Below are 24,537 nucleotides of genomic sequence, written 5' to 3'. Positions count from 1 at the left end.
TTGAATATCATGCAGAACATTCGTGCACTCCTCTATGGTCTGGTCGGTATTGCTGCGATCGGTACACTTGTTGTGCTGACAGCGTCCCTAACGCTCGCCTTTGCCGGAATGTTGGCCGTCTTTACCGTGGTGAAAGCCATGACGCCTCGCCTCAAACCCGCACCTGTGCGCGCCAAGGCAAAATCTACCCAGTTCGAAATGCGTGTCTGGAACGATGGCCGAGGCACCATCATCGATCTCTGAAATCTAAGCAGCTTGTTGATGAGGCGCTTGAGTGGAGTGCCTCTCGGGAATATGCCCCCGGGCCTATCGCAGAGGTGCAATTGTCTGACACTTTTGCGCGACGCGCCTGTTTGGCCCTGCTTTGAAGCGGGTCGCGATTGTTAATATCCGCTTATGACGCTTTAACTCTTTATTTTATCGCATGTCGTTAGCGCAAAACCGCTGAACACTTTTGCGCGACATGCTTTAGTACCGTTTGACGTTAATCCGGTCTTCAAATTCCCTGCAATTTGGTCTATGGCAGCTTCCGAATTATAAGTCTCGCGGAGGCAGATCATGGAAAAATTCGTCAAGCTCACCGGCGTTGCTGCGCCGCTTCCCGTTGTCAATATCGACACGGACATGATCATTCCGAAGGATTACCTGAAGACGATCAAGCGCACCGGTCTCGGCAAGGGTCTCTTTGCTGAAGCCCGCTACAAGGATGATGGTTCGCTGAACCCTGACTTCGTTCTCAACAAGCCTCAGTATGAAAATGCCAAGATCCTGGTGGCCGGTGATAACTTCGGCTGTGGCTCTTCCCGCGAGCATGCGCCATGGGCGCTGCTGGATTTCGGCATCCGCTGCGTGATCTCCACGTCCTTCGCCGACATTTTCTACAACAACTGTTTCAAGAACGGCATTCTGCCGATCGTCGTTTCGCAGGATGATCTCGACAAGCTGATGGACGATGCCTCGCGTGGCTCCAACGCAGTCTTGACGGTTGATCTGGAAGCGCAGGAAATCTCTGGTCCGGATGGCGGCAAGATCACCTTCGACATCGACCCCGCGCGCAAGCACATCATGCTGGAAGGCCTCGATGATATCGCCACCACGCTGAAGAGCGATTCCGCAATCGCGAGCTTCGAGAGCAAGGTACAGGCCGAGCGCCCCTGGCTCTGAAACTGATCGAACATGAACCCGGCTCCTCAAGGAACCGGGTTTTCTTTTGCTCTCGTTCTGCGGCAGGCTCGGACGAGGTGAGGAGAGGAGCGCTGGCTGACGGCAGCGCAGAGGTGAGCCTGCTTTTGCCAAGGATATGATTGATGTCTCACAAGCTTTTCCTTCTTCCCGGTGACGGTATCGGCCCGGAAGCCATGGCCGAAGTTCGCAAGATCATCGCCTATATGAATGAAGCCATGAATACGGGCTTCGAAACTGAAGAAGGCCTGGTCGGCGGTTGTGCCTATGATGCGCATGGCTCGGCCATTTCCGAGGACGACATGGCAAAGGCCATGGCAGCTGATGCCGTTCTCTTCGGTGCCGTTGGTGGTCCGAAGTGGGATGCGGTGCCTTACGAAGTGCGTCCGGAAGCCGGTCTGCTCCGCCTGCGCAAGGATCTCGAACTGTTCGCAAACCTGCGCCCGGCCATCTGCTATCCGGCACTTGCCAATGCGTCCTCCCTGAAGCCCGAGCTGGTTGAAGGCCTCGATATCCTGATCGTTCGCGAGTTGACGGGCGGCGTTTACTTCGGCGAACCGAAGACGATCACAGATCTGGGCAATGGCCAGAAGCGCGCAATCGATACGCAGGTTTACGATACCTATGAAATCGAGCGTATCTCGTCGGTCGCATTCGAACTCGCCCGCACGCGCAAGAACGCCGTCTGCTCCATGGAAAAGCGCAACGTCATGAAGTCTGGCGTTTTGTGGAATCAGGTTGTGACCGAGACCCACAAGGCGAAGTTCTCCGATGTGAAGCTGGACCATATGCTGGCGGATGCCGGCGGGATGCAGCTCGTTCGTGCGCCGAAGCAGTTTGACGTGATCGTAACCGACAACCTCTTTGGCGACATGTTGTCCGACGTGGCCGCCATGCTGACCGGCTCCCTCGGAATGTTGCCGTCTGCTTCGCTGGGGGCACCGGACCCCAAGACCGGCAAGCGGAAGGCGCTTTATGAGCCTGTACATGGTTCGGCGCCGGATATTGCAGGTCAGGGCATTGCAAACCCGATTGCCATGATTGCCTCCTTCGCCATGTGCCTGCGCTATTCGTTCAGCATGGTTGCGGAAGCCGATCGCCTCGAAAAGGCTATTGCCAACGTCCTCGACAAGGGTATCCGTACTGGCGATATCATGGCTGAAGGCGCAACACGCGTCGGCACCGCCGAAATGGGCGATGCCATTCTGGCCGAGTTCAAGTCGCTCGCGGCCTGAGCGAATTTTTCATCTACGACGATTGCGACGCCCTGCAGATGCAGGGCGTTTGCATTTTAGAGCGGGGTTCGATCTGATGGGATCAATTCTGTTAGCCCAAACCGGTTCGTTCCACGAGGAGAAGGGCGCGTGTCGTAGCTATCGCATACGGCCAAGCCCTTCGACACAGTGGACGGCCGGTTTCGGCTAATCCTCCCGCCGGATTGCTTTGCAATCCGGCAAGCATTTGAAGTGCCGAACACGCTTGTCGCTTTGCCTCGGCAAAGCGGCGTGGCCGGTGGGCGGCCTATATTTTCGCCACTATCTTCGGCTTTCGCCTCGGACGTATATCCAGATATGCCCGTCGGCAAAATCCTTGATCCTGACGAAAATCCATGGCCGCAGAATGATTCAATCAGGTCGAACCCCGCTCTAACATAGGGAGAAGGGCATCAAACTGCTGTTACGTAGCTAGTGTATCCCAGGCCAATTTCAGCGATGAGGTGGCCCGATGCTCAAGTCCATCGTCCGGCGTTCTAACAGACATCGTCATAGTCCAGTCGATTATCATCCTGAGTGGCTGATCCTGGGCGGAAATATCGCGCTTCTGTCCGCTTTTGTTTTCGACGAGCCTGTCGCCCGCTTTTTTCGCTCTACGCACTCGGAGCTCAAATCCTTCGGGACAGTCATTACTGAAGTCGGCAATTCGGGATGGATCTTTGCCGTGGCGGGCGTCCTGCTTCTGCAGGCGCTGAAACATCTGCGAGCCGTCGATTGCCGTAGCATTCGCTACAACGCTTTCCTCGTCATGCAGGCGGCAAGCTACGTGATTCTGACGGTCGCGATCTCAGGCCTGACTGCCAATCTTTTGAAATGGTTGATTGGGCGAACGCGACCGGCGCTCGAAAGCACATTTACGTTTGCGCCGTTCGAGGGCGGCCATCTTTATGCAAGTTTCCCGTCCGGTCATGCCACGACCATCGGCGCCATCATGATGAGCATCTATCTTCTGGCTCCGATCTTGCGCCTCCCGATCCTGATTCTCGCGCTTTGGCTCGGCTTTTCCCGCGTCATGGTTGGGGCGCATTATCCAAGCGACGTCATTGCCGGCTTGGCTCTTGGAGCCTGGTTTGCCCTGTCGTTTGCCAGCATTTTTGCGCGATACGGATTGCTGTTCAGGAAGATGGAGCGAGATTTCCCTCGCCCGCGCAGCGGCTTGCGCCTGACCAGTGGACCAGACCCGATCGCGATAAAATGATCGAATGAGGCGGATCAGGCCTTTGCCGGGTCGTTGTCCGGATCCATGCCGATAAACGAAAACAGGATGTCACGGGCTTTGTCTTCGTCCCGACGCCGGGCCGCGTCGCAGAGGTCGTCCAGCGCTTCCTTGAGCGGCAGTTTGGCAATGGCGCTGGAATCCGCACGCAGGATCTTGGGATGTTCGGTCTTCATGGCGTTTGCCATATCGTAGAACAGCTCTTCGAAAAGCTTTTCACCGGGGCGACTGCCTGTCACCTTGACCTCAATTCCGCCCACCGGGTTCCTGGCGTCCCTGACTGCAAACCCGGCCAGCCGGATCATGTTCTCCGCCAGATCGCCGATACGGACCGGTTCGCCCATTTCCAGCAGGAAGATATCGCCGCCCTGTGATAGCGCGCTTGCCTGGACGATGAGTTCGGCTGCTTCCTGGATCGACATGAAATAACGACGCATGTCCGGATTGGTTACCGTTACGGGCCCACCATTGGCGATCTGCTTCTTGAACAGCGGAACCACGGAGCCATTCGAGCCCAGAACGTTCCCGAAACGAACCGCACAGAAGTTCTGCTCGCGACCCAGTTCCCGCGCCTTCAGCGCCATCTGGCGCACGATGAGTTCGGCCCAGCGCTTGGTAGCGCCCATGACATTGGTTGGGCGAACCGCCTTATCGGACGAGATGAGGACGAAGTCTGCGATGTTTTCCTCGAAGGCAACCTTTGCAACCGTTGCTGTTCCGAAGATGTTGTTTTCTATACCCTCGATGGCATTGGCTTCGACCAGTGGCACATGCTTGTGCGCTGCCGCGTGGTAAAGAATATCCACCTTGTGCTGGCAAATGGCATCGCGCACACGCGCTTCATGGGTGATGGACCCCAGGACCGGAATGACGGGGCAGCGCCCTGTCGCCTGCAGTTCCTGGTCGATCATGTAAAGCGCATACTCATTGGCTTCGAAGAGAATGAGAGCCTTCGGCTTCCATTGAACGATGAGGCGGCAGAGTTCCGATCCGATCGATCCGCCCGCGCCCGTCACCATCACTGTACGATCTTCAAGGATCCTGCCGAGCAGCTTCGGATCCGGCGGTACGAAGGAGCGACCCAGCAATTCGTCGATCTCGATCTCACGGATCTGGTTGGCGAGATAGCGTCCATCCACGAGGTCGGTAATGTCTGGCACTGTGCGGATCTTCACGCCGAGACCGCTGATGCTGCTGATCACGCTCTTGCGCCGATCTGCCGAAAGCGACGACAGCGAGAGGATGATTTCCTCGACGCCATATTGATCGATCAGCTTTGGCAAGTTGGCCGGATTGTAGACGCGATATCCACCAAGATCGCGACCATGATGGTTCGGATCCTCATCCAGCAATCCGACGACATATCGATTGCCATTGCCGCGCAACGCGGTTGCAAGCTGTACCGAGGAGGCGCTTGCACCGTAGATGAAAATCGGATGCTCATCCCGGCGCATGCCGGTGCCCTGGTTCAGGATAACTTTCACGGCAAACCGGAAGCCGCCGACGAGCGTCGTGCCGATCGCGAAATAGAAGAACGGGACCGAGCGGGGAACGACGCCGCGCCCGGACATTTCCAGCATGAAGACGACAAGGATCCAGAGCATGGTGGCTGCCGCCATGGCCTGGAGGATTGTCCAGATGGCCGTATCAGGCAAATAGCGCAGCACAGCGCGGTAGAGGCCCAGCCGTATGAAGATCGGTATGGCGATGATGGGTGCTGCCAGTGCGAGAAAGATGCGCTCGTCCGTCAACACCGGATCCCAGACAGCATAGCGCAGGGCATAACTTGCCCAGATCGCCATGATCAGCGCAGCACAGTCGTAACCGATCAGGATCACTCGCTTCCAGAAGCGCGGCATGCTTTCGATGATGTGGCGCAAAAAGTGAAGCATCGTCTATCCGGCGGGAACCCTGTTACTGTGGGCATATCAAGCGGCGCAAACTCCGCATCAACGAAATGTCATTCTCGCGAGGGTAATCCCAGAACGGTCTTCTTCAAGGCGTCATCGACCTCGAATGGTGGTGACCATCGAAGGCTTTCGACCGTCTTGCCTATATCGACCTGGAGATTGCTAAGCAAGCGGTCGCTATAGGAACGTTTCCCCAGCGCGACAGCCATCGCGTGCAAAAGGGCTGGGGGTACCGGAAGATTGAACCCGTTTCGACCTTGTAGGCGTGCCAGCCTGGAGAAGAGGTCGGCCGTCGACAAATCCTCTTTGTCACTTGCCATGAACACTCTCTCGTTCGGCATCTCTGCTTTTGCCGCCCTGATGAGGAGATCAACCAGATTTCCGACATAGATCAGCGAGCGCTTGTTCTGGCAGAGGCCGAAGGGGGAGGGGAGGCCGCTTGCAGCCCATCGCATCAGCAGCCTGAAATTGGCGCCCACGCCCGGCCCGTAGACCAGTGGCGGTCTTACAATGATGACCTCAAGCCCTGTTTCGTCGGCAAGTTTCAGCAATTGTACTTCTGCTTCGGCCTTTGATTGACCATAGGCGTCCTCGGGTGCCGGAGGGTCACTTGCCTTGAAGGCTATTCCGAGGCCTGTTCTTTCGCCATTTACTTTGACGGAGCTTACAAAAACGAAGCGACGGACCCCTGCAGCCTGTGCCTGCCGTGCCAGATTGACCGTGGCTTCCACGTTCAACGCGCGGAAGGCAGCCAGTGGGTCCGCTTCCGTTTCGGACATGACATGCACCCGGGCTGCAAGATGGACGACCGTCTCGATTCCTTGCAAAGCCGCCGACCAGTCCGTGGTCCGGCTGATATCGCCAATCGCAGTCGTCGCGTTTGCGCCATTGCGCGTGACTGGCCGGAACGGAATATTCCGATATTGCAGTTCATCGCACAGATGGCGACCCACGAATCCATTGGCTCCGGTAACAAGGATCATGTCGGCTTCCTGCCGTTCAGCCGAACACATCGAGCGCGATAAGCCCGTGGAGAGGCTGAAACGTCGTCAGGTAGTCCGGCGCCCGCCGCCAGCACGGCCAAAATCGCGAGGCCGTAGGCGATGAGGACGATGCACCATCCGGCGAACCCCTGCGGCACGATCATCGCGAGCGGTAGAAGGATCAGAAGATTGATGAAAAACGCTGCTGTGGAGACGGGCCGCGCGCCTCCGAAGCGGCGAGACAGGCGCTGATAGGCATGTGCACGATGAGCCTGTGACAGCCTGTCGGCGCCCAGAAAGCGGACAATCAGTGTCGTTGTGGCGTCGGTCGCAAACAGAAGGGAGAGCAACAGCCATTGTGGCAGCGTCATCCAGCCCTGGACCAAGGTCTGGAACGCCAGTGCCACGATGATGAAGCCCAGAAAAGTACTGCCTGCATCACCCATGAAGATCTTTGCAGGAGGCCAGTTGAATACCAGGAAACCAAGTGTGGCAACCGCGACGATTGCCATCATCCACCAGGGCCATTGATCGAGGGCCGCAGGAACTTGGAGGAAGGAAAGTGTCATCGCAGACACCATCATCGTCACGGTTTGCTGCCCTGCAATTCCATCGATCCCGTCCATGAAATTGAAAAGATTGATCCACCAGACCCCGCTAATGAGGAGAAGGAGAGCAAGCAAAGGCATCAGGATGAGGTTGGACCCGCCGCTGAGCACTGCGACCGGTTGAGTGATGAGCAATACACAGATGACGGATACTGTCTGGACAGCCATTCTCAATCGCGCCGGAAGCGGATTGCGGTCATCGATGAAACCAACGACAGCGATAATGAGCGAAAGAACAAGCAGGGCTAGATCGCTGAGTGTCGTTCCGGGAAGGAGAAAACCGGCCAGGCAGGCAGCGATAACGATGCCAACGCCGCCGCCTGCCGGGGTTGGTTTCACGTGAGACGATCTTCCAAGAGGGATCTGGATGAGGCCCAGCGCCGCTGCGTTGCGGATCATCACATAGACGCAAAATACGCTGACGGCGAAGCAGCCGATGAGAATGGCAATGTTGGCCAGCATGCAGTGTTCTCTCCTGATGCCGCCTGCTCTAGAAGGCGTGCCCTGTCTTGTCCAGTCGAAGATCGGCAACGGCCCAGCGAGGTCTTGACTTCATCACGAAATCTTCTAATGAGTTCAGCCGAAAGGAAGCAAGAATGTATCGCTGCGACAATCACATCGCTGCCTTCTGCCAACCGGCTCGACCAGCCGGATCGCTTCCCGTTGCATCCGCATCCGAAAAAACCACGGCCAAAACGACGACGAAAACCGTCTGACGTCTCTGGCCCACCGCTCTCTCCCCGGTCTGGCCGGGGATAAGGGATACACGGCGCGTTTCCGTGGTTCCCCCCTCCCACATCCGAGGAGAGAAGAGAAAGAGAGCAGTAACATGGGTTTCAAGATTGCAATCGTCGGCGCGACCGGCAATGTCGGACGGGAGATGTTGAACATCCTCTCCGAACGCGGTTTTCCAGCATCAGAAGTTGTCGCGCTGGCTTCCGCTCGCAGTCAGGGCACGGAAGTTTCCTTCGGCGACAAGACGCTGAAGGTTTCCAATCTCGACAATTACGATTTTTCCGATACGGACATCTGCCTGATGTCTGCCGGCGGCACGATCTCGCAGAAGTGGTCGCCGAAGATCGGCGCGCAGGGCTGCGTCGTCATCGATAACTCATCAGCCTGGCGTTATGATTCGGAAGTTCCGCTGATCGTGCCGGAAGTTAACCCGGATGCGATTGCCGGCTTCACCAAGAAGAACATCATTGCAAATCCCAACTGCTCGACGGCGCAGCTTGTCGTCGCCCTGAAGCCCTTGCATGATGTCGCGAAGATCAAGCGTGTCGTCGTTTCGACCTATCAGTCCGTCTCCGGCGCGGGCAAGGAAGGCATGGACGAACTCTTTACACAGACGCGTGCTGTCTTCGTCGCAGACCCGGTTGAGTCCAAGAAGTTCACCAAGCGCATCGCGTTTAACGTCATTCCGCATATCGACGTGTTCATGGAAGACGGCTACACGAAGGAAGAGTGGAAGGTTCTGGCCGAAACCAAGAAGATGCTGGATCCGAAGATCAAGGTTACCTGCACCGCTGTGCGCGTGCCGGTCTTCATTGGTCACTCGGAGTCCGTCAATATCGAATTCGAAAACGAAATCACTGCCGATCAGGCACGTGATATTCTGCGCGAAGCTCCCGGTTGCCTTGTCATCGACAAGCACGAGAACGGCGGTTACGTCACGCCTGTCGAATGCGCTGGTGAAGATGCCACCTACATCTCTCGCATCCGCGAAGATGCAACGGTCGAAAACGGTCTCAACATGTGGGTCGTTTCCGACAACCTGCGCAAGGGTGCTGCACTGAATGCCGTTCAGATCGCAGAGCTTCTCGTCAACCGCGGTCTTATCAAGCCGCGCAGCAAGGCGGCATAAACTTACGGTTTCGTAACCATGTTTCGGTAAGCCTCGCTCTCACGAGCGGGGCTTTTCTCTGGACAGTTCACGATCATTTCATAAGTGGTTGAGTTGTGCGCGACGAAGCCTCTCGCCATAACCTCGACAGAAACAGGAACCCTGGTGGTGCGAAGAGCCGCGGTTCTGCAACGGATGGGATCAACGAATGTTGAAATCGATCGCTGGCGGTGTTGCCGCCCTCGCAATGCTCCTCAGCGTCAGTGCAGCCCAGGCTGCATCCTGCGGAAACGATGCCTCGGGTTTCAATGCCTGGGTGGATAATTTCAAGCGGGTTGCGCCATCCAAGGGTATTTCCCCCTCCGTGCTCGAGACGGCTTTTGCGAATGTGCAATATAACCGGCCGACCATTCGGGCTGACCGTGGTCAGAAAAGCTTCAAGCTTTCGTTCGACGAGTTCATGAAGAAGCGCGGCGGACAGGCGATCATCTCACGCGGCAAAAGCATGAAGTCTGCAAATGCGGCGCTGTTTGCCAATATTGAACGCCGCTACGGCGTTCCGGCTGGTCCCTTGCTTGCAATTTGGGGCATGGAAACCGGCTTTGGTTCCTTCCTGGGCGATCAGCATACGCTTTCTGCCGTAGCCACGCTGGCTTATGATTGCCGTCGCTCGGACTACTTCACGGAACAGCTTTATGCAGCTCTCCAGCTTGTTGCCCGCGGTGATCTTTCCACCACGGCGAAGGGTGCTGCCCATGGCGAGATCGGGCAGACGCAGTTCCTGCCGCTGAACGTCATTCGCTATGGTGCGGATGGCGACGGTGACGGCCATGTCGACATGGTTCGTTCGCGCGCAGACGCCTTGGCATCGACAGCGAATTTCCTTGTCGGTCACGGATGGCAGCGTGGTGCTGGTTATCAGCAGGGACAGCCGAACTTCAAGGCTATCCAAGGCTGGAATGCAGCGACAGTGTATCAGCAGGCTATCGCCTATATCGGCGCTCAGATCGACGGCTGATACGCCCTTGATCCTGATTGGAGAGCGTCCCTTCCAAAGGGGCGCTTTTTTCTTTGGAGGTCGTTATGCCTGAGGCCGGATGAAATCGCCGGTCTTTCCATCCATGACCCAAAGCTCGCCGGTCGAGATATCGAACCAGGCCCCGTGAATACGCATGCTGCCCTTTTCTTCCAGGATGCGGATGCAGGGGAAGGTCTTCAGATTCGCAATCGAATTGCGGATTGAAACGCGCTCGAGCGCCGTCTGCCGCTCTGACTGCGTCATGATCTCCGTGCTTGGGATCTGGTCGGCAGTCGAGCGAAGCATGCCCATCCATTTGCCGATGAAATCGCCCGGTGAGAGGGGCTCGTCCATTGGGTCCAGTGCGGCCTGAATGCCGCCGCAGCGACCGTGACCCATCACGACGATATCGCGAATCTTCAGAGCTTGTACGGCATATTCCAGGGCAGCCGATGTTGCGTGGAACTGTCCGTCCGGCTCGTAAGGCGGAACCAGATTGGCGACGTTTCGCACGACGAAAAGTTCACCCGGCCCGCAATTGAAAATGGTTTCCGGTGCTGCCCGTGAATCGCAGCACGCAATCATCAAGGTGTGCGGCTTCTGACCCTTTTCGGCGAGTGAGCGGTACCGCCCGCTCTCCTCCACATATCGCCCGCTCATGAAGTCTTCGTAGCCTTTCAGCAGGGAGACGGGAAAATCGCTCATGGTCAGGCTTATCCTTCAGATGAATTCAACGCCTCCCGCTTAAACCCGGAACGGGGCTTGCTCAACAATTTTGTCTTTTAATCACAAATGCGCTGGTCTAATTGGGGTCTGGAGATCTACCTTGCCGGCATTCACCGCCGTTTTGCCCGTGATGGGTGCATAAGGTGTCGCATCTGCACCATGGCCATCGGCGCTGACAGACTCGCAGAGTCCGTTTCCAGTCCAAGCTCGTCGCTGCCGCGTTTGGCTGTTCGTGCCAGCATCTCGAAGACGCTGGCAGTTGCGAGTTGCAAGGCCTTCTCTTCGGACATGCCGGAAAGCAATCGGGCAAGGAAGATGGCGGAGAGCAGATCGCCAAGCCCGTTCGGTGCGTTATCAATCAGCCGATGTTCCGCCAGAAGAGCGGTGTTACCGCTGATGTAAAGATTACCGGTGCCGCCAGCCATCATCGGGACCGCTGACGTAACCAGCATTCGCGAAGGACCGAGCGCGATTGCCGCGTCCATGATGGCGCTGTTGGTGTCAAGGTCGGCTTCAGCGAACCAGGCAAGTTCATATCGATTGGGCATTGCCAGGGAAGCCAACGGCAACAGATGATCACGAACCGCTTCTGCTGTCGCCTGAGGTACATAGAGGCCGCCTCTATCGCCAATGACCGGATCACAGGCGTAGAACAGATCGGGATTTTTCTGACGCAGACTGTTGACCAGTCGCGCGACAGCGGCCGGCTGATCCGGATGACCAAAGTAGCCGGTCAGCACGGCTTTGACCTCTCCCGTCCATGGGCTGCGAATAAGGTCATCAATCATCTGTTCGAAGATGTCAGGCGGTGTCACCATGCGGGTCGATGGTCCGTGGCCCGGGTGCCAGGGTAACAGGACTGTCGGCATGGCCCATACGGGAACTCCCATGGTCTCTAATGCGAACACGGCCGCACGATTGCCGACGGAACCCCGAATCACGTGACTTGAGATCACAATGACCGCGCTTTGATCGTTTTTCATCGAATACGACACCCTTTCGAACCTGTTGAATCGATTTTACGACGATCGCGCCAAGAAAACGTATTGAATTCTGCCAAAACTTGTCCAAAGGCTGCCATGCGGCTCTGATATGGCTGCAATATTCAAGAAATTCCTCAATATCTCATACAAAAAACAACTCTATGGGAGGAAATCATGGCCGTAAGGCAAAATCCGAAACGGGAAAAGCAGATCGAGTTGGCGCAAACTGTGCTGACGGACCATAGCGGGGTCCTTCTCGATCCGGCAATCCTGTTCGGGCGGGCGAGTAACGATGATATCGCCGCCTATACGCCGGAGATGCTGGCTGCCGCCGCGCTTCACGCAAGCGAAGAGCTGAAGGCCTGGAAGGGCGATGCGGCCAGGATCACTGTTTCGTCCTCAGACGACGTTCAGCCCAATGGCCAGCGCATATCCATCCTCACCATTATCGACCGGGATATGCCTTTCCTCTTCGATTCCGTCATGGGAGAGGTGACCAGCACCCATCGCGATATCACGCTCGCGGTTCATCCTATTCTGGATTTTGAGCCAGGCTCGTCTCCTAAGCTTTATTCGCATGAGCGCAGTCAGGCAAATGCACGGCATGTTAGCTTCATTCAGATCCATCTGGCGCTTTTGAGCGATGAGCAGGCTCACTCCCTGATCGAACGCCTGCGCCAGGTGTTGGATCGTGTCCATTCCGCCATCAGCGACTGGAAGCCGATGCTGGATCTTCTCGACGCCGCCATGAGCGAACTTCCGGACAATGTGGCGCGCGGCCGCAAGATGCAGCGCGGGGAGGTTCTGGATTTCCTGAGCTGGCTGCGGGACGGAAATTTCATCTTCCTCGGTATGCGGGAGTATATCTATTCCGGCGATGGCGAAAGCGCGACCGTCGAGCGCGGAAAGGGTCGAGGTCTTGGGATTCTTTCCGATCCGGATGTTCTGGTTCTGCGCCAGGGCAAGGACAAGGTGACCACGACGCCGGAAATCCTGCAGTTTCTGCAGGGGCCGGATTACCTCATCGTCACCAAGGCCAATGTGAAATCCGTCGTTCACCGCCGTGCCTACATGGATTACGTCGGCGTGAAGCGCTTTGACGCTGAGGGCAAGGTGACCGGCGAACTGCGGATCGTCGGTCTGTTCACCGCAACCGCCTATACGCATTCTGTCATCGACATTCCGCTGTTGCGCGAGAAGGTCGCCAAGGTCGAGGATCATTTCGGCTTCGACCCCTTGAGCCATTCCGGACGCATGCTCAAGAACACGCTGGAATCCTATCCGCGCGACGACCTGTTCCAGATCGATCCGGATCTTCTGGCGCGTTACTGCGAGCAGATCATGGAACTGGCGGAGCGTCCGCGCGTGCGTGCTCTGGCGCGTATCGACCACTTCGATCGCTTCGTATCCATCCTTGTCTATGTTCCACGTGAAAACTATGACTCGGTCGTTCGCGAAAAGATCGGCCACTACTTGGCCGAGGTGTTCCAGGGGCATGTTTCAGCCTATTACCCGGCATTCCCGGAAGGCGGCACCGCGCGCGTGCACTTCATCATCGGACGCCGCGACGGAAAGACGCCGCGCGTCGCCCAGAGCAAGCTCGAAGATACGATTCGCGATATCTCGACACCTTGGGAAGAGCAGTTTGTCGCTCTTGCTGGCCCCAAAGTGCCGCAGTTGGAAACGACCTATGCCTTCCAGGAAGCTTTCACGCCAGCAGAAACGGTAGAAGATCTGGACGATATCTTGGCCTGCGGGCAGGGTGAAACCATCCGTATCGCTCTCTATGAGCGCAAGCTTGTGGAGGAAGGACGCAAGGTCCTATCCCTCAAGATTTTCCATGCGGAAGGACATCTGGCTCTATCGCGCCGTGTTCCGCTTCTCGAAAATCTCGGCTTCCAGGTCGTCAGCGAACGGACGTTCGATCTGTTCCTGAAGGCGGATGGCAAGCGCATCGTCGTGCACGACATGGAGCTGGAACTCACGGAACAGCGCTCCATCGATATGGTCAAAGAAGCGCCATTGGTTGAGGAGGCGTTTCTCGCCGCCTTCTCCGGTGCCGTCGACAATGACAGCTTCAACAGACTGGTGCTGCTCACCGGGCTGTCCGTCCGCGAGACAAATGTCTTGCGTGCTTTCGCCCGCTATCTGCGCCAGACAGGCATCGTCTACTCGCAGGCCCATATCGCGGATACCCTCGCGCGCTATCCGCAGATCAGCCGCCGCCTTTTCGAACTGTTCCGGGACGGCTTCGATCCAAGCATTGGCGACAAGCAGCGCGAGCGCAAACTGGCGGATCATCACGCAGCACTCGAAGGCGCACTCACTGCCGTTCCCAACCTGGACGACGACCGGACGCTGCGTCGCTACGTGAACCTCATCGACAGCACGTTGCGCACCAACTATTTCCAGAAGGATGCCGATGGAAAGTCTAAGGCTATCCTAGCCTTCAAACTGGACCCCAGCCGCCTGGAAGGGTTGCCGCAGCCTCTGCCTTTCCGCGAAATCTTCGTATACGGCACTGAAGTGGAGGGCGTTCACCTTCGCTTCGGCAAAGTAGCCCGTGGTGGTCTTCGCTGGTCCGACCGCGGTGAAGACTATCGCACGGAAGTGCTGGGCCTCGTGAAGGCGCAACAGGTCAAGAACGCAGTTATCGTACCGGTTGGTGCGAAGGGCGGATTCTTCCCGAAAAAGCTGCCTTCGCCAGCACAGCGCGATCTGTTCTTCAATGCGGGCCGCGATGCCTACAAGACCTTTATCCGTACGATGCTGTCCATCACCGATAATATCGTCGGCGGTGACATTATTGGCCCTGCCGATACGCTGCGACTGGATGGTAACGACCCATACTTCGTAGTGGCCGCCGACAAGGGAACTGCAACCTTCTCCGACACCGCAAATGGCTTGGCGCAGGAAGCAGGCTTTTGGCTGGATGATGCGTTCGCCTCCGGTGGTTCTGCCGGTTACGACCACAAGAAGATGGGTATTACCGCGCGTGGGGCCTGGGAAGCCGTCAAGCGCCACTTCCGCGAAATGAATATCGATATTCAGTCGACGCCGTTCACCGTGGCGGGGGTGGGAGATATGTCAGGCGATGTGTTCGGCAATGGCATGCTGCTGTCGCGGCAGATCCGCCTCATTGCCGCTTTCGACCATCGAGACATCGTGATTGATCCGAACCCGGATATTGAAAAGACCTTCAAGGAGCGCGAGCGCATGTTCGCCCTGCCACGGTCGAGCTGGCAGGATTTCGATCGGTCCGTGCTGTCTGAGGGCGCGATGATCATCTCGCGCTCCGAAAAGTCGGTGAAGCTGACGCCACAGGCCAAGGCTGCCATCCATATCGACAAGGACGTGGCCACACCCTTCGAGATCATGACGGCGATCCTGAAGAGCCCTGTCGATCTTCTGTGGTTCGGTGGTATCGGCACCTACATCAAGGCCCCCTCTGAAACCGATGCGGAAGTGGGTGATCGCGCCAACGATCCGATCCGTGTCACGGCGGGAGAAGTTCGCGCAAAAGTCATCGGTGAGGGGGCAAACCTCGGTGTGACCCAGAAGGGTCGTATCGCCTATTCGCTGAACGGTGGACGTTGCAACTCGGATGCGATCGACAACTCTGCTGGTGTGAACTCGTCGGACGTTGAGGTGAACATCAAGATTGCTCTCAGCCCTGCCATGCAGGACGGTCGCCTGCCGCGTGACAAGCGCGACAAGCTGCTGGCTTCCATGACGGAGGATGTGGGTCATCTGGTTCTGCGCAATAACTATCTGCAGTCTCTGGCGATTTCCCTGACGGCACGCCGTGGTGTGCGAAACCGTGAGGAACTTGCACGATTGATGTCTGCGCTCGAAAGCCGTGGCGAGTTGAACCGCAAGGTGGAAATGCTGCCGGATGATGCCGAACTTGCCGATCGCTATGCGAGCGGCAAGCCGCTGACGCGGCCGGAAGTCGGCGTTCTTTTGTCTTACTCCAAGATCGTGTTGTTTGATGCGATCGTGGCGAGCCAGCTGCCGGATGATCCTTACTTCGGTTCGGTGCTCACCGGTTATTTCCCCAAGCAGATGCAGAAGACATTTGCCGAGGATATTTCCAACCACAGGCTGAGCCGCGAGATCATCGCGACCATTCTTGCCAACGAGGTCATCAACCGCGGGGGCCCCGGCTTCGCACAGATGATGAGCGATATCAGCGGTCGTGGTCTGGTGGATGCCGTGAAGGCGTCATTCATCGCCCGCGATGCATTCGACCTGCCCAAGCTTTGGGCGGCGGTTGATGCTCTGGATACCAAGCTGGATGGCGAAGTTCAGAACGATCTCTATGAGCGTATCGGCGAGATCTTCATGGGCGCAACCATCTTCATCCTGCAGACGGGCATGACCACCTTGCCTGTGGCGGAGGCCGTTCAGAATATTCGCGGTGGCTTGAAGAGCCTGCGCTCCGCGATTGCCAAGACGGCAATCGAGGCCACAGATTGGCCCGAGGATGTACCCGCAGACTTGGCGACCGAGCTGGATCTTCTTCCCAATCTCGTTCTTGTGCCGGAAATCATGCTGATCTCTGATCGCAGTGGCGCGCCACTCGCTCGGGCGACCGAAGTGTACTTCAGCGTCACCGACACGTTCCGCGTCAACCGATTCCTCGATGCGGGCGAGCGTTTCAGCCCGGCGGATCACTACGAGAACCTTGCTTTGGTGCGCAGCCTTCAACAGATCGCAACAGCGCGACGCGATATCGTATCCGCTGCTCTCGCTGGCTATGGAAGCGAGAAGCGTCCTTTGGAGGCTTGGCTGGCGAGTGACCGCATTCGTTTGAACCGCATCAGCAGCGACTTGCTGGCGCTGAGCGAAGGGGGTGAGACGTCGCTGGCGAAGATGATGGTCGCAGCGAGCCTGTTTACCGATCTTGCCCAATCGCAGGTTCGGTGATCCTATAGGATCTTCAGGTCCGGCTTCGGTTTATCGCCGTGGCCGGACCAGAGGGCGGCTCTCCTGCGTCGCTGACAATGACTGCTTGGAGATGGACGCGTGAGCACTTTGCAAACCGGGATGGAGACGCGTGCCTCTTCCCGCGGAATCTGGGGCTGGATGCTGTTCGACTGGGCAGCCCAGCCATTCTTTACTGTTGTCACGACCTTTGTCTTCGGCCCCTATTTCGTTGCCCGACTGACTGAAGATCCGGTCTCGGCACAGGCCATGTGGAGCAACATGGCAACGGTGTCCTCGATCATCATCGCCGTTCTGTCGCCGGTTCTGGGTTCGATCGCGGATCAATCGGGTGCACGCAAGCCGTGGATCCTGTTTTTTGCCTTGATCAAGATTGCATCGCTTTCGATGCTCTGGTTTGCGGCACCGGGGTCGTCGCTTCTATGGCCTGTCACCTTCATGATCCTGGCCTCGATCGCAGCGGAATTTTCCATCGTCTTCAATGATTCCATGATGCCGCGGCTGGTACCGGAGCGGGAGGTTGGCCGCATCTCCAATACGGCATGGGGGCTCGGCTATCTCGGCGGCATGATCGTCCTGATCCTTGTTGTGGGTTTCCTTGCGGGCGACCCAAAGACAGGCAAGACACTCCTCGGTCTCTCGCCTCTCTTTGGTCTCGACCCGGTTCAGGGTGAAGATGCGCGCGTAACAGGGCCACTTGCAGCACTCTGGTATCTGATTTTCGTCCTGCCGATGTTCCTTTTCACGCCGGATGCCGCACGCGGCCTTCCCATGCGCCAGGCCGTGCGGGCGGGTGTCGCGCAACTGAAAAGCACCGTGGCTGAACTGGTCACCCACCGTCGGATGACCCTACGCTTCCTCATTGCCCGCATGCTCTATCAGGATGGGGTGAACGGTGTGCTGATCCTGGGCGGTGCCTTTGCGGCTGGCATGTTTGGCTGGGCAACGCTTGAAATCGGGCTCTTCGGGATACTGATCAATGTTGTGGCCATTTTCAGTTGTCTGATCGCCGGACGCCTGGATCGCATCATGGGTTCGAAGCGCGTGGTGATCGGGAGCCTCATCCTCCTGATCATTGCCACGACCGGCATTGTCTCGACCGGGGTCGATTATACGATCTTCGGTCTTGTCTCGCTGCCTGCGGTCGATAGCGGAGGCCCCTTTGCCACCTCGGCGGAAAAAGCCTATCTGATTTTCGGAGCACTGATCGGTGCCGCATTCGGACCTGTTCAAGCGTCTTCACGCTCTTATCTGGCCCGGAGCATTTCTGTAGACGAGGCGGGACGTTATTTCGGAATCTATGCGCTTTCCGGTCGCGCCACCAGCTTTCTGGCAACGCTGTCGTTTTCCATCGTCACCTATGCAACGGGGTCTGCCCGCCTCGGCATGGCTACGCTGATCGTTTTTCTCGGAGCCGGATTTCTGCTGCTTCTTGCAACACGCTATCCCGCCAAATCGCCTGATTGACAGCAGTCAAAAGATCCCGCCGCTGATCTGTCGGCCGCGGGATCTTTAACCGATATCAATGGCGGAAGTGACGCATGCCGGTAAAGACCATGGCAACACCATGCTCATTTGCGGCGGCAATGACTTCTTCATCCCGCATGGAGCCGCCCGGCTGGATGACGGCGGTTGCGCCTGCCGCAATCATGGACAGAAGGCCATCGGCAAAGGGCAGGAACGCTTCCGACGCAACAGCAGAACCACGCGTCATAGGCTCAGCCCAGCCCATGGCCTTAGCGGCTTCTTCGGCCTTGAGACCGGCAATTCGGGCAGAGTCCACACGGCTCATCTGACCAGCACCGATGCCAGCCGTCTGACCGTTCTTGGCATAGACAACGGCGTTGGACTTCACATGTTTGCCCACCTTGAAGGCGAACTTCATGTCGATCAGTTCCTGCTCCGTTGGCGCACGCTCGGTCACAACGCGCAGATCAAGGTCTTCCACCATGCCGTTGTCACGGGTCTGTACCAGAAGACCACCCGAAACAGTCTTGGCGGTCAGGCCGCGCGAGCGCGGATCCGGCAAACCACCCGCGGCCAGGAGGCGCAGATTGGGCTTGCGGGCGATGATGGCCTTGGCTTCATCCGTTACGTCCGGTGCGATGATGACTTCGGTGAACAGTTTGACGATCTCTTCTGCCGTCGCGGCATCGAGTGTCTGGTTCAGGGCAATGATACCGCCAAAAGCAGAGGTGCTGTCGCAGGCAAGTGCCCGCTTATAAGCCTCCATTAGCGAGCTGCCGATCGCGACACCACAGGGATTGGCGTGTTTGATGATTGCGCAGGCAGGACCGTTTTCAGAAGGGAACTCGGCAACAAGTTCGTAGGCTGCATCCGTATCGTTGATGTTGTTGTAGGAAAGCTGCTTGCCCTGAATGAGCGAAGCGGTCGCAACACCTGGACGCTTGTCGCCTGTCAGGTAGAAGCCAGCTGACTGGTGCGGATTTTCGCCGTAGCGCATTTCCTGCGAGAGAACCCCGCCGAGTGTGCGGTAGCGCGGCATCTCGATGTCGAGGGCCTCGGCAAACCAGTTGGAAATCATCGTGTCGTAGGCGGCGGTGCGGGCATAGGCCTTGGCCGCCATTTTCTGGCGGAACGCATAGGCCGTCTGGCCTTCTTCCGTTGCAAGCGCCTGAATGAGTTGCGGATAATCCTGCGGATCGACCACCACCGTTACATAGGCGTGGTTCTTGGCCGCTGCACGGATCATCGCCGGACCGCCAATATCGATGTTCTCGACTGTGGTTGGATAGTCGCCGCCTGCGGCGCGAACTTCCTCGAACGGGTAGAGGTTGATGACTGCTAGGTCGATCGCGCCGATCTGGTGGTCATTCATAGCCTTGACGTGATCCGCATCGTCGCGAATGGCGAGAAGGCCGCCATGGACACCGGGATGCAGGGTCTTGACGCGACCATCCATGATTTCAGGAAAGCCGGTGACATCCGACACGTCGGTGACGTCGAGACCGGCTGCGGCCAGCGTCTTGAAGGTGCCGCCGGTTGACAGAAGGCGTACTCCATGGCTGCTGAGGGCCTGTGCGAGCTGCACGACGCCGGTCTTGTCCGAGACGGACAAGAGCGCTGTGCGGATCTTCACTTTGTCAGGGGCAGGGATCATTTTGGAAACAACGGCCATCGGTCACTCCGTTCAGGTGGGACGCCCGTCAGCTGGCGCCTTTTTCATGCGCGCCGCCTAGCACAGCTTGACCTTCGAGGGAATGCGAATCAGTTCTACCCTTGTTTCTTTAGCATCCAACGAAGATCTGTCGTTTGAGGCAGGGTAAATTCGATCACCAGCTGCTGACTGGGACAGATGCCGGTCACGTCGGCAAAAAAGATGTCGTCTTCGATATCGACGCTCTGTCCGGGTGCCGAGAAAAGCCAGGTTTCACCATCCGCTCCCTCCAGCATGACCGTGTCTTCATGCAATTGCGTCAGGAGGATTGACGGGTGAATATGGAAGCGGGCGGTTGCGGCAAGACTCTCGTCATGACGCTGTTCGATCTGATCTTCGGGACGGAAGAAATGATCGTGTCCCTTGATCTTGTTTCCCTTCGCCGCGAGCCCGATCTCGCGCCGGTGCACCCAGCCAAAGGGTCTTACATAGCCGTCATGGCTCGCCTTCAGCCAATCGTTGCCGTAAGAGTCCTCCCATCGTTCGGCAGTCACCTCTTCGATTCCGTCCAGAATGAGCGGTCCCAGCAAGTTCGACTGCAGGATTCGCGACGAGGAGGTTTCGCCAAGTGTGATCGTGGAATGCGCTGCGGTCGAACGCGCCATCAGCCGGTAGCTGCGGTTCGCGAAGCGTGGCATACCCGCATTGACGATGAACCGGCTTCTGCCAGCCGACATTTCAAACGACAGACACCCCGCATGCGCAGTCTGCGAGACATCGAGCCGATGAGCCTTGCCCGTATCGACGATTATGGTGGTTTCACCGGCGGCGAGCCTGTGAAAATGGCTATGAGGAAGCGCCTTGAATGGCTTGCCACCGGTTTCATCGTAACGCAGAGCCGCGAGAAGTTCGGCAGCCGGGGTGGCTGTCGCTCCATTGAAAAGCGCGAGATCTCCATCCTGATGGCGGAAAAAGCGTAACGCCGGATAAATGCGGTCGATCGTGGGGATCAGTTTGGTGGGAACATCCTGCCCCAGATTGATATAGGTTTGCCTCAGCGGCAAAAGATCAAGCAGGATTTCCAACGCGGTGCGGGGATTGCGGGAGATGTGGCCGCCGTCTGCCAAGACCTGTCTCTCCAGCTCGCGATCCAGCTTCTGACCATCCTTGAGCACCAGCTTGGCAGAAGATGGCATCGCAAGCGACATCATCGCGAGCGCGATGTGGATTCGCAGCTTCACCTCGCCTTCGCCCACGCAGGTGGAAATCTTGCGCAGATATCGCCTATGGAAGGCCAGGCTCTTCATGAAGCGGCGATAGAAGCTTGCTTCCGCGCCATTCAACACCACCGGCGAGTGTGACAGCCAGGCGATGACGCGCTCCGTCGTGACATGTGGCTCCCAAGCTATGCCGCTTGTATGGTGACCATGGATTGCAAGCCAGGACGAAATGATGGCCCGTGTCTGGTTTCGCGCCTTGGCTGTTTTGAGCGCCCGCATATGCCGCATCCAGGAAAAGGCGTGCAGACGTTCTGCAAAGGCCTTGGACGGCAGATGTTGCAGAAAGGGTGAGTCGTTTTCGACTTCCAGCAAGCGTCCAGCCAGCGGAAACCGGCCAGCCAGGATCTCCTCCGCGATGAAGGGATCAACGGCGCGTAAATCAGTTGGAGCAACGATCAAACGCTCCGGAACTCCCTGCGACGCTCGACCGATAGACATGCAAAGGCTCGCCATGCGACGACCAAAGCGTCGTCGGGCCTCCATCAGTGCCAGAGATAATCGTGTACGGCGCTCGGCCAACTGCATCATGAATACCGACATGCGTGAGAGAGGGCGTGCCAAGCGACACGAACGGATCGCCCGAAACGCTCCAATAAATTGTTTCAGGTGTTTCCAGACACCCAAGCGATGATTGCCGTTTGAGCTGGGATCGCCCGGCGCCAATCGCTCTCGCAGGAGTATGGCGGACTACACCTTGGCAGCCGAGTCTGGCGCGTTATGGTGAAGAAACCCTTACCGACGCCGCAGGATGCACGCAAAGAAGCCATCCATGCCGCCCGCATAGCCATTTTCTGCCTTAAGCATTGCGGGCGAGGTGCGGAACTCGCCAGAATTATTGATGGCATCTTCCAGGCCGGGCCAATCCGCCTTCGGAACAGGCACCCGCTCTATGGTATCCGTTTCGGCCAAGAGATCACGAACGACGTTCTCGCCTTCGAGGGGATCGAGAGAACAGTTGGAGAAGACAATCAGGCCGCCGGGTTTGACCAGCGTGATGGCGTGCCGCAACATCTTGGCCTGCAGGGCTGCAAGCTTCTCGATGTCTGAAACACCCTTGGTCCAGAGGACGTCAGGGTGTCGGCGGGTGGTCCCGGTCGAGGAGCAGGGTGCGTCAAGCAGAACGCCATCGAGCAATTCATCTGGTTTGAATGCAAACAGGTCTGTGTGAACGACCTCGGCGTCCAGTTTGAGCCTTGCAAAGTTTTCCGCCAAACGCTTGGCGCGATTTGCCGATTGCTCGACGGCGGTCACCTTTGCGCCGCGGACGACAAGCTGAGCCGTCTTTCCGCCTGGAGCTGCGCAGAGATCGGCAATACGCTTGCCCTGAACATTGCCAAACAGCTGTGCGGGTATGCTGGCCGCGGCGTCTTGAACCCACCACTCCCCATCTGCGAAGCCGGGCAGTGAAGGAATGGCGCCGTCGAATGCAGCAAGACGAACTGTCCCGGTCGGCAAAAGACGACCGTTCAGCCGCTTTGCCCAATCTTCCGGATTGCTCTTCACCGTCAGATCGATAGGTGCTGGCGTGAGTTGGGATTCGGCGATTTCTTTTGCGGTTTCGGGCCCATAGGCTGCAGCAAGCCGTTTCAGGAACCATGCCGGCATCGGGGAGATGTCGCGCCCGTCTTCGAGGATCGCATCTCGCTCTCGCACCATGCGCCGAAGAAGCGCGTTGACCAGCTTCGCGAAGCGACGATTGCGAGGGTCGCGATTGGCCTGCTCAACGGCAAGATCCACCGCTGCGTGGGATGGAACATCCAGATACAGGATCTGTGCCGCTGCGGTCGTCAGCACATGCTGGAGCGCCCGGGCCCCCTCGGGCAGCGACTTGTCAAGCATTGCGGCCAAGGCGGCTTCAATTCGCGGCAGGTGGCGCAGAGTGGCGTTCAGGATCGCCCGGCAAAGGGCGCGGTCTGCGTCGCTGAGTGCCCGATAGACGGGATTGCCATGACCGGCGTCCAGCATCCCGTCCAGAGGTGTGCGTTTGTCGATGACAGCAGCAAGAATCTTGGAGGCAGCGACCCGAACGTCCAGACCCGGCTTTGCGTCCTGGGTCGCGGGAGATGGTCTTGATGGGCGAACCGCCGAACGGCCTTGAGGCTTGTTTTTCTTGTTCTGCGTGTTTTCGTTCAAGACCAGGGACCTTTGCGCGGTTCGTCATTGCCCCGCACGGAACCAGTGTTGGGCACCGAGCGGGTTGTCCGGCTCGGTCTAGCAGCCGTGAAGGTTTGCGTCGAGGGAGACGAGCGGAATTCGGCTGCCATGGACTGCAGAGCGGCAATGCGATTTTCCGTGTTCGGATGTGTTGAAAACAGGTTGTCCATGCGCTCGCCCGAGAGAGGGTTGATGATGAACATATGGGCCGTTGCCGGGTTTCGCTCGGCATCTGCGTTGTGAATGACCTGCGCAGCGCCAGCAATCTTTGCAAGGGCGGATGCCAGCCATAGCGGGTTACCACAGATTTCCGCGCCTCGGCGATCGGCAGAATATTCACGCGTGCGGCTGATTGCCATCTGTACAAGCATTGCCGCAAAGGGCGCGACGATCATCGCGACCAGAACGCCGATGAAACCGAGTGGATTATTGTTCTCGCGATTGCCGCCAAGAAAGAAGGCGAAATTCCCGAGCATGGATATGGCGCCGGCCAGTGTGGCCGTCACCGTCATGGTCAAGGTGTCCCGGTTCTGAACGTGTGCCAGTTCATGCGCCATCACACCGGCGACTTCTTCCGGAGTCAGTTGCTGAAGAAGACCTGTCGAGGCGGCGACCGCTGCATTCTGCGGATTGCGTCCGGTGGCAAACGCATTCGGCTGGGCGCTTTCGTAAATGTAGACCTTGGGCAGGGGCAGGCCCGCATTGGCCGAGAGATCACGGATCATGCCGAAGAATTCCGGCGCGTTGCTTTCGTCCACCTGCTGTGCCCGATAGGCGGACAGAACCATCCTGTCCGAGTTCCAATAGGAAAACAGGTTCATCCCGGCTGCGATGAGGAAGGCGATCATCATCCCGCCCCGGCCACCAATCAGAAAGCCGACCCCCATGAACAGGGCTGTCATGAACGCCAATAGCATGGCTGTGCGCATCGTATTCATAGTCGTGACCTTCCAGACGTCCAAAATGGCCTTTAAACTGCGGCAGAACAGGCATAAATGATGTGGTGAACTGAACCTTCATTTCAACTGGTTTGATCTTTGACCATCTGAAACAAGGACGTGATGGCCATGCCTGCACCCGATAACGACAATGAAATTTCAACTTCAGCCGACGCGTCAGTCTCGGAGCGCCCGAAGACCCTGTCGCCTGCAGCTCAACGTGCATTGCGCGAAGCGGAGGAGCGCCGAAAGAGTGAGATGCAGTTCGATCTGCCTGTCGAGCATGGCGGTCGCGGAGGTGCGGACCCGGCGCGGTTCGGCGATTGGGAAATCAACGGACGCGCTATCGATTTCTGA

General features: G+C 57.6%; 18 protein-coding genes. 9 read left to right on the top strand and 9 right to left on the bottom strand.

Features of this window, described 5'->3' with window-relative positions:
* Positions 1 to 9: 9 nt before the first annotated feature.
* The 4 genes from ASD54_RS24575 (at position 10) to ASD54_RS24560 (ending at position 3,654) form a co-directional block, all read left to right on the top strand.
* A complete protein-coding gene (locus ASD54_RS24575; protein WP_062557234.1) occupies positions 10 to 243 on the top strand; it encodes a hypothetical protein in 234 nt (77 codons plus the stop codon).
* Between the two features lie 315 nt (positions 244 to 558).
* The gene (gene leuD, locus ASD54_RS24570) at positions 559 to 1,164 is read left to right on the top strand and encodes a 3-isopropylmalate dehydratase small subunit (protein ID WP_062557233.1); all 606 of its coding nucleotides are present in this window, start codon (positions 559 to 561) and stop codon (positions 1,162 to 1,164) included.
* Between the two features lie 140 nt (positions 1,165 to 1,304).
* Entirely contained in the window at positions 1,305 to 2,417 is a 1,113-nt protein-coding gene (leuB, locus tag ASD54_RS24565) for a 3-isopropylmalate dehydrogenase (RefSeq protein ID WP_062557232.1), read from the top strand.
* A gap of 490 nt (positions 2,418 to 2,907) precedes the next feature.
* On the top strand, positions 2,908 to 3,654 hold the full coding sequence (locus ASD54_RS24560) for a phosphatase PAP2 family protein (protein WP_062557231.1): 747 nt from the start codon (positions 2,908 to 2,910) through the stop codon (positions 3,652 to 3,654).
* Positions 3,655 to 3,668: 14 nt separating this feature from the next.
* Here the strand turns inward: ASD54_RS24560 and ASD54_RS24555 are convergent, their stop codons facing one another.
* From ASD54_RS24555 to ASD54_RS24545, 3 genes are all read right to left on the bottom strand, one after another.
* The gene (locus ASD54_RS24555; RefSeq protein ID WP_062557230.1) at positions 3,669 to 5,564 is read right to left on the bottom strand and encodes a nucleoside-diphosphate sugar epimerase/dehydratase; all 1,896 of its coding nucleotides are present in this window, start codon (positions 5,562 to 5,564) and stop codon (positions 3,669 to 3,671) included.
* 68 nt (positions 5,565 to 5,632) lie between these two features.
* The gene (locus tag ASD54_RS24550) at positions 5,633 to 6,565 is read right to left on the bottom strand and encodes an NAD-dependent epimerase/dehydratase family protein (RefSeq protein WP_062557229.1); all 933 of its coding nucleotides are present in this window, start codon (positions 6,563 to 6,565) and stop codon (positions 5,633 to 5,635) included.
* Positions 6,562 to 7,635 carry a glycosyltransferase family 4 protein gene (locus ASD54_RS24545; RefSeq protein WP_062557228.1) on the bottom strand — a complete coding sequence of 358 codons (1,074 nt, stop codon included), beginning with the start codon at positions 7,633 to 7,635 and terminating at the stop codon, positions 6,562 to 6,564. The genes ASD54_RS24550 and ASD54_RS24545 overlap by 4 nt, the downstream gene beginning before the upstream one ends.
* Positions 7,636 to 8,002: 367 nt before the next feature.
* Between ASD54_RS24545 and ASD54_RS24540 the strand changes: the two genes are divergently transcribed.
* Together ASD54_RS24540 and ASD54_RS24535 are read left to right on the top strand one after the other, a co-directional pair.
* On the top strand, positions 8,003 to 9,037 hold the full coding sequence (locus tag ASD54_RS24540; protein ID WP_062557227.1) for an aspartate-semialdehyde dehydrogenase: 1,035 nt from the start codon (positions 8,003 to 8,005) through the stop codon (positions 9,035 to 9,037).
* 187 nt (positions 9,038 to 9,224) lie between these two features.
* Positions 9,225 to 10,034: a lytic transglycosylase domain-containing protein gene (locus ASD54_RS24535; RefSeq protein ID WP_062557226.1), complete on the top strand. Its 810-nt coding sequence runs from the start codon at positions 9,225 to 9,227 to the stop codon at positions 10,032 to 10,034.
* A gap of 63 nt (positions 10,035 to 10,097) precedes the next feature.
* Here ASD54_RS24535 and ASD54_RS24530 read toward each other — a convergent pair whose 3' ends face one another.
* Both ASD54_RS24530 and pdxY read right to left on the bottom strand, forming a co-directional pair.
* Positions 10,098 to 10,739, bottom strand: a complete 642-nt coding sequence (locus tag ASD54_RS24530; protein WP_062557225.1) for a carbonic anhydrase — start codon at positions 10,737 to 10,739, stop codon at positions 10,098 to 10,100.
* 131 nt (positions 10,740 to 10,870) lie between these two features.
* Positions 10,871 to 11,743, bottom strand: coding sequence for a pyridoxal kinase PdxY (pdxY, locus tag ASD54_RS24525; protein WP_062557224.1), 873 nt, complete (start codon positions 11,741 to 11,743; stop codon positions 10,871 to 10,873).
* Between the two features lie 174 nt (positions 11,744 to 11,917).
* Between pdxY and ASD54_RS24520 the strand changes: the two genes are divergently transcribed.
* On the top strand, positions 11,918 to 16,672 hold the full coding sequence (locus ASD54_RS24520; protein ID WP_062557223.1) for an NAD-glutamate dehydrogenase: 4,755 nt from the start codon (positions 11,918 to 11,920) through the stop codon (positions 16,670 to 16,672).
* Between the two features lie 120 nt (positions 16,673 to 16,792).
* Entirely contained in the window at positions 16,793 to 18,157 is a 1,365-nt protein-coding gene (locus tag ASD54_RS24515; protein WP_062557222.1) for an MFS transporter, read from the top strand.
* 55 nt (positions 18,158 to 18,212) lie between these two features.
* On the opposite strand, the gene purH is transcribed toward ASD54_RS24515, so the two are convergent.
* The 4 genes from purH to htpX form a co-directional block, all read right to left on the bottom strand.
* Complete coding sequence (purH, locus tag ASD54_RS24510; RefSeq protein WP_062557221.1) at positions 18,213 to 19,829, bottom strand: bifunctional phosphoribosylaminoimidazolecarboxamide formyltransferase/IMP cyclohydrolase; 1,617 nt, start codon at positions 19,827 to 19,829, stop codon at positions 18,213 to 18,215.
* Between the two features lie 95 nt (positions 19,830 to 19,924).
* The gene (locus ASD54_RS24505; protein WP_244484846.1) at positions 19,925 to 21,526 is read right to left on the bottom strand and encodes a heparinase II/III family protein; all 1,602 of its coding nucleotides are present in this window, start codon (positions 21,524 to 21,526) and stop codon (positions 19,925 to 19,927) included.
* A gap of 294 nt (positions 21,527 to 21,820) precedes the next feature.
* Complete coding sequence (locus ASD54_RS24500) at positions 21,821 to 23,221, bottom strand: transcription antitermination factor NusB (protein ID WP_062557220.1); 1,401 nt, start codon at positions 23,219 to 23,221, stop codon at positions 21,821 to 21,823.
* Positions 23,218 to 24,180 carry a zinc metalloprotease HtpX gene (gene htpX, locus ASD54_RS24495; RefSeq protein WP_062557219.1) on the bottom strand — a complete coding sequence of 321 codons (963 nt, stop codon included), beginning with the start codon at positions 24,178 to 24,180 and terminating at the stop codon, positions 23,218 to 23,220. The genes ASD54_RS24500 and htpX overlap by 4 nt, the downstream gene beginning before the upstream one ends.
* Before the next feature lie 129 nt (positions 24,181 to 24,309).
* On the opposite strand from htpX, the gene ASD54_RS24490 reads away from it, so the two are divergent.
* The gene (locus ASD54_RS24490; protein WP_062557324.1) at positions 24,310 to 24,537 is read left to right on the top strand and encodes a DUF1674 domain-containing protein; all 228 of its coding nucleotides are present in this window, start codon (positions 24,310 to 24,312) and stop codon (positions 24,535 to 24,537) included.

Source organism: Rhizobium sp. Root149 (genome assembly GCF_001427345.1).
GTDB lineage: Bacteria > Pseudomonadota > Alphaproteobacteria > Rhizobiales > Rhizobiaceae > Neorhizobium > Neorhizobium rhizoryzae.
The sequence above is the reverse complement of the archived record's forward strand: the minus strand, read 5'-3'. Positions and strand labels throughout refer to the sequence as shown.

Excerpts from the sequence above, each read along its gene's own strand:
- ASD54_RS24560 (WP_062557231.1), top strand. The coding sequence starts at position 2,908 with ATGCTCAAGTCCATCGTCCGGCGTTCTAACAGACATCGTCATAGTCCA.
- leuD (WP_062557233.1), top strand. The coding sequence starts at position 559 with ATGGAAAAATTCGTCAAGCTCACCGGCGTTGCTGCGCCGCTTCCCGTT.
- ASD54_RS24520 (WP_062557223.1), top strand. The coding sequence starts at position 11,918 with ATGGCCGTAAGGCAAAATCCGAAACGGGAAAAGCAGATCGAGTTGGCG.
- ASD54_RS24505 (WP_244484846.1), bottom strand. The coding sequence starts at position 21,526 with ATGTCTATCGGTCGAGCGTCGCAGGGAGTTCCGGAGCGTTTGATCGTT.
- ASD54_RS24530 (WP_062557225.1), bottom strand. The coding sequence starts at position 10,739 with ATGAGCGATTTTCCCGTCTCCCTGCTGAAAGGCTACGAAGACTTCATG.
- ASD54_RS24540 (WP_062557227.1), top strand. The coding sequence starts at position 8,003 with ATGGGTTTCAAGATTGCAATCGTCGGCGCGACCGGCAATGTCGGACGG.
- ASD54_RS24490 (WP_062557324.1), top strand. The coding sequence starts at position 24,310 with ATGCCTGCACCCGATAACGACAATGAAATTTCAACTTCAGCCGACGCG.
- ASD54_RS24550 (WP_062557229.1), bottom strand. The coding sequence starts at position 6,565 with ATGATCCTTGTTACCGGAGCCAATGGATTCGTGGGTCGCCATCTGTGC.
- purH (WP_062557221.1), bottom strand. The coding sequence starts at position 19,829 with ATGGCCGTTGTTTCCAAAATGATCCCTGCCCCTGACAAAGTGAAGATC.
- ASD54_RS24555 (WP_062557230.1), bottom strand. The coding sequence starts at position 5,564 with ATGCTTCACTTTTTGCGCCACATCATCGAAAGCATGCCGCGCTTCTGG.
- ASD54_RS24535 (WP_062557226.1), top strand. The coding sequence starts at position 9,225 with ATGTTGAAATCGATCGCTGGCGGTGTTGCCGCCCTCGCAATGCTCCTC.
- ASD54_RS24515 (WP_062557222.1), top strand. The coding sequence starts at position 16,793 with ATGGAGACGCGTGCCTCTTCCCGCGGAATCTGGGGCTGGATGCTGTTC.
- htpX (WP_062557219.1), bottom strand. The coding sequence starts at position 24,180 with ATGAATACGATGCGCACAGCCATGCTATTGGCGTTCATGACAGCCCTG.
- ASD54_RS24575 (WP_062557234.1), top strand. The coding sequence starts at position 10 with ATGCAGAACATTCGTGCACTCCTCTATGGTCTGGTCGGTATTGCTGCG.
- ASD54_RS24545 (WP_062557228.1), bottom strand. The coding sequence starts at position 7,635 with ATGCTGGCCAACATTGCCATTCTCATCGGCTGCTTCGCCGTCAGCGTA.
- pdxY (WP_062557224.1), bottom strand. The coding sequence starts at position 11,743 with ATGAAAAACGATCAAAGCGCGGTCATTGTGATCTCAAGTCACGTGATT.